Source organism: Albidovulum sp. (assembly GCF_049646345.1).
Classification (GTDB): Bacteria; Pseudomonadota; Alphaproteobacteria; order Rhodobacterales; family Rhodobacteraceae; genus Albidovulum.
This window is the reverse complement of the sequence record NZ_JBARVQ010000772.1, coordinates 1-4,333: the sequence shown is the minus strand read 5'-3', so window position 1 is coordinate 4,333 and position 4,333 is coordinate 1. Positions and strand designations below refer to the sequence as shown.

The following is a 4,333-nucleotide window of genomic DNA, read 5'->3' as shown; positions in this document are numbered from 1 at the left end:
GGCCAAGCCTTTCCCCGTCAAAGATATCCGCACCTTGATAGAGCTGCGCCATCAGACCGTCTCGGTCACTTTGTTGAGGTGGCGTGGCCGGTCGGGATCGATGCCACGCGCAAGGGCCACCTGTTCCACCATCGCATAGAACGACACGATCAGCGCCAAAGGATCGGTCAGCGGATGATCGGTCCGCACGACGGGCAGTTGTTTTGCCCTGGTCACGCGGTCGGAGGTGACAAAGACCGTGGCCCCCTTCCCCGCAATCGCATCTGCCACCTCGACCACGGCGTCTTCTGCCGCGTCAGCGGCGGCGAAGGCCAGCACGGGGAAGTTCTGCGACACGATGGAGACGGGACCATGCAGCACTTCCGCCGAGGAATAGTTCTCGGCATGGATCTGGCAGGTTTCCTTGAACTTGAGCGCGGCCTCGGCGGACATGGCATAGCTCGGGCCGCGGCCCAACGTATAGAGCGAGGCTGCATGGGCCAACCGTCCCCCGAGGGCGCTCCAGTCCACCCTGACTGCCTGTTCCAGATACCCCGGTAAGGCCGAAATCGCCTGTGTTAGAGCCTTGTCACCATGCCATTCGGCGATCAGGGCAAGCCCCGCCACGGCCGAGGTGATGAAGGTCTTGGTCGCGGCGACCGACAGTTCGGGCCCGGCCTGAATGTCCAGTATCTGATCGCTGGCTGCAGCCAGTGGTGAGGCCGCATCATTCGTCACCGCGACAGTCAGCGCCCCCCCTGCCCGCGCGACCCGCGCCAGTTCGACAATGTCCGGGCTTTTACCCGATTGCGAGACTGAGAGGCAGAGGCTGCCGCCAAGCCGCAGCGGCGCGCGGTAAATCGAGGCAACCGATGGACCGATGGAGGCGACCGGCAGGCCAAGGGTCAGTTCGGCGGCATATTTCAGATAGGTGCAGGCATGGTCGGATGATCCGCGCGCGACGGTCGCGATATAGGGCGGGTTCAGCGCCTGTGCTGCAGCGGCCGCATCGCGGATGGCATCGCGCCCTTTATCCAGAAGGCGCGCAACGGCGTCCGGTATCTCCAGCACTTCTTTGCGCATCAGGCTTTGGGATGTGGTCATGTCAGGTCTCCGGTATGCGCAATTCGGCGACGAAGTCGTAGGCATCGCCGCGATAGATTGATTTGGTGCATTCGACGACGCGGTCGTCGGGCAGGTAGGAAATGCGTTCGATCCTCAGCCCCGCCGCCATCGGCTGCACGCCCAGCAGTTCAGCATCCGCCGCACCAAGATTGATGGCCGAAATTTTCTGGACCGCGCGAACCGGACGCAGGCCCGCAGCCCCCAGAACCTCGTAAAGCGACCGGGTCACAGCCAGCGGATTTGGCAGGATCGCGATGGGCAGTGAGGCGCGTTCGATTGCCATGGGGCGCCCATCTGCGCGCCTGAGCCGCGCCAGTCGCGCAACCTGATCGCCGGGCGTGAGCCCGAGCGCCTCAACCTCTTCCTGCGACGGTAGGAAAAGCCCGCGCTCCAGCCAATCCATTTCCGACAGATAGCCACGCCGTGCCATATCCTCGGAAAATGAGGTAAGCCGCGACAGCGATTGTTCGACCCGGGGCCGCGCAGGTGCAACGAACGACCCCGACCCCTGCTTTTGCAGAACCAGACTGCGATCCACCAGTTCGGCAATCGCCTTGCGTACGGTGACGCGTGACAGATCGGTGATTGCCGCGATTTCACGCTCTGGCGGCAGAGGCATGTCGGGGACAAGAAAACCCGAACTGATCCCCGCCTCGATCCGTTTGCGAAGCTGGACATAAAGTGGCCCGTTTGCCGGGTTGAGCCAATGTTCGGGGTCCAGAAAGTCAGCGATCTTCATGATGTGACCCCCTCTGCCGCCCGGGCCGCAAGGGCGAGCGCGCCGTCAAGGGCCGTGCCCTTCGGGGTAAGGGTGGGCAGGTCCAGCCATTTACCATAGGCGGGGCCAAGCCCGCCAACGAGGCACAGATCCTCCCCCTCCCGCCAACCGAGTGCTGCCATTGCCGCACGGATATAGGCCGCGCCCTCTTCCATCAGCTTCAGGCCCAGGGGATCGCCGCGGTCGGCGGCACCCACAACCTCGCGCGCCAGTGTCGCGTAGTCGGCCGGTCTGGCGGTCAGGGAGAACTGCACGATTTGCCCGGGATCGTCACCATGGGCGGCAAGGATGGAGCGCGTCAGATCCGTGGCGGGGGTCAGCCCGTCGACCGACAGCATGACCTCTTCGAAACAGCGCCGCAGCAGCCAGGCACCCGAGGCCTGATCGCCGATATAGAAGCCCCAGCCGCCAATGCCACGCACCTGCCCCGCAACTTGCCGCCCGACGAAAGACCCGGTGCCGATGGCGGCAACGGTCCCGTCCCTTTCGCCAAGCGCGCCGGCAATGGTGGTCGGGCGGTCATCGGTCACGGTCAGTCTGCGGAATGTGAAATGGGCCGCCACATTCGCGGATATCCCGGCATTCATCACGCCGGCCAGACCGAAATGGGCCGAGGCGTCTTCAAGGTCACGAATGGAAAGACCCGCCTTGGCTGCGACAGTTCCGATGGCATCGGAGATCGTCGTGACGGCTGCGTCGAAATTGGTCGAGGCATTGGCAGGGCCGAGCACGGCTTCGTGGAGCCCCTCCATCCCGGGAACCCACAGCACCACGCGGCACGACGTGCCGCCGCCATCTACGCCAATCAAGGGTCTGTCAGCATTAAACATGCAGCTACCAATATAATACCTATTGGGAAATTGGAAGCCACTCATTGCCACATAGGTATGTATATTCTGCGAATTATCAGACCAATTGTGCCGAGACGGCAAACCTATAGACAAAAGGTATTATATAGGTATCCTGTGAGGAATTGGGGGATTCGATGCCGTCAGCTGCCACTGAACGACTACATCCAGCCGCGAAAGGCCTGGACGCCCGGCCCGGGCACGAGGTGCTCGACGTGCTTCTGACCGCGCAGGCGGCAGCTTTGGATGCCGTTCGCAGCGCCCTGCCCGCGATTGAGGCAGGCGCCGTGCTGATGGCGGATGCGATGCGGTCTGGCCGTCGGCTCGTCTATGCCGGTGCTGGCTCCTCTGCGCTCATGGCCGGTGCCGACGGGATGGAGCTGCCGGGAACCTATGGAATTCCGTCTGAACGTATCGGGCTGTTGATGGCTGGCGGTCTGCCGACCGACGCGATTATGCCGGGCGCGAGTGAAGATGACGCGCAGGCGGCCGATCTTGCGGCGGCGGAAATCCAGGCAGGTGACACGGTCATCGCCGTGACGGCCTCTGGCCGCACCCCCTACCCCATGGCCGTTGCAATCACCGCGCGGTCAAAGGGGGCGAAAGTGATCGCCATCGCCAACAATCCCGGCGTGCCGATCTTTGATCATGCCGATGTGGCGATCTGCCTGCCGACGCCGCCGGAAGTGATCGCCGGGTCCACAAGGATGGGCGCGGGCACGGCACAAAAGGTAGCGCTGAATCTGATGTCGACCCTGATGGGCATCCGGCTCGGTCAGGTCCATGACGGAATGATGGTCGGTCTTGTGGCGGATAATGCAAAGTTGCGCGCGCGGGCACGGTCCATGGTGATGGAGATTGCCGGGGTCGATGCCGATTGCGCGGCCCGGGCGCTGGCCACGGCCGATGGCGCGGTGAAACCCGCCATCCTGATCGCGACCGGAACCGGCAAGGATGAGGCGACCCGCCGTCTTGCGGCGAGTGACAACAATCTTCGCGCGGCACTCGCGCGGGTAAACAAGACCGGCACCGGAAGCCGGACAACCAAGACCAACCATGGGAGTGAGATATGACACCGAAGAACCTGACCGGCCTTCTGCTGGCCACCACAATCCTCGGCTCGGCCGTTGCGGCCAATGCGCAGGATGTGACACTGACCATCGAAAGCTGGCGCAACGACGACCTCGCCATCTGGCAGGACAAGATCATCCCGGCCTTTGAGGCCGCCAATCCCGGCATCAAGGTCGAGTTCACGCCCTCGGCCCCTGCCGAATATAATGCCGCGCTGAATTCCAAGCTGGATGCGGGTACGGCGGGCGACCTGATCACCTGCCGCCCTTTCGACGCCTCGCTCGCGCTCTATGACGGCGGCAAGCTGGCCGATCTTTCAGACCTTGAGGCGATGGCCAACTTCTCTGACGTCGCCAAATCCGCCTGGCAGACCGATGATGCGGCCCATACCTTCTGCGTACCGATGGCGAGCGTGATCCACGGCTTCATCTACAACAAGGATGCCTTTGCAGAGCTCGGGGTCGAGGTTCCGGCGAACGAGGCCGACTTCTTTGCCGCGCTCGACAAGATCAAGGAAGACGGCACCTATATT

Annotated in this window: 5 protein-coding genes; 2 read left to right on the top strand and 3 right to left on the bottom strand. The window is 63.2% G+C overall.

The features are described from left to right. Positions 1-51: 51 nt before the first annotated feature. From WBB85_RS20315 to WBB85_RS20305, 3 genes are read right to left on the bottom strand one after another with little or no spacing between them, the layout of a single operon-like run. The gene (locus WBB85_RS20315; protein ID WP_432640403.1) at positions 52-1,083 is read right to left on the bottom strand and encodes an SIS domain-containing protein; all 1,032 of its coding nucleotides are present in this window, start codon (positions 1,081-1,083) and stop codon (positions 52-54) included. A 1-nt stretch (position 1,084) separates the two neighbouring features. Then, positions 1,085-1,843 (bottom strand): GntR family transcriptional regulator, encoded by a 759-nt coding sequence (locus WBB85_RS20310; protein WP_432640402.1) that lies wholly within the window; start codon positions 1,841-1,843, stop codon positions 1,085-1,087. After that, positions 1,840-2,691, bottom strand: coding sequence for a BadF/BadG/BcrA/BcrD ATPase family protein (locus WBB85_RS20305; RefSeq protein ID WP_432640401.1), 852 nt, complete (start codon positions 2,689-2,691; stop codon positions 1,840-1,842). The genes WBB85_RS20310 and WBB85_RS20305 overlap by 4 nt, the downstream gene beginning before the upstream one ends. Before the next feature lie 176 nt (positions 2,692-2,867). Between WBB85_RS20305 and WBB85_RS20300 the strand changes: the two genes are divergently transcribed. Both WBB85_RS20300 and WBB85_RS20295 read left to right on the top strand, forming a co-directional pair. Beyond that, on the top strand, positions 2,868-3,803 hold the full coding sequence (locus WBB85_RS20300) for an N-acetylmuramic acid 6-phosphate etherase (protein ID WP_432640400.1): 936 nt from the start codon (positions 2,868-2,870) through the stop codon (positions 3,801-3,803). Then, the coding region (locus tag WBB85_RS20295) for an ABC transporter substrate-binding protein (RefSeq protein WP_432640399.1) at positions 3,800-4,333 on the top strand (534 nt) is incomplete at its 3' end. The genes WBB85_RS20300 and WBB85_RS20295, both read left to right, overlap by 4 nt.

Bases quoted from the DNA above. Each gene is read 5' to 3' on its own strand.
- WBB85_RS20315 (WP_432640403.1), bottom strand. From the start codon at position 1,083: ATGACCACATCCCAAAGCCTGATGCGCAAAGAAGTGCTGGAGATACCG.
- WBB85_RS20310 (WP_432640402.1), bottom strand. From the start codon at position 1,843: ATGAAGATCGCTGACTTTCTGGACCCCGAACATTGGCTCAACCCGGCA.
- WBB85_RS20300 (WP_432640400.1), top strand. From the start codon at position 2,868: ATGCCGTCAGCTGCCACTGAACGACTACATCCAGCCGCGAAAGGCCTG.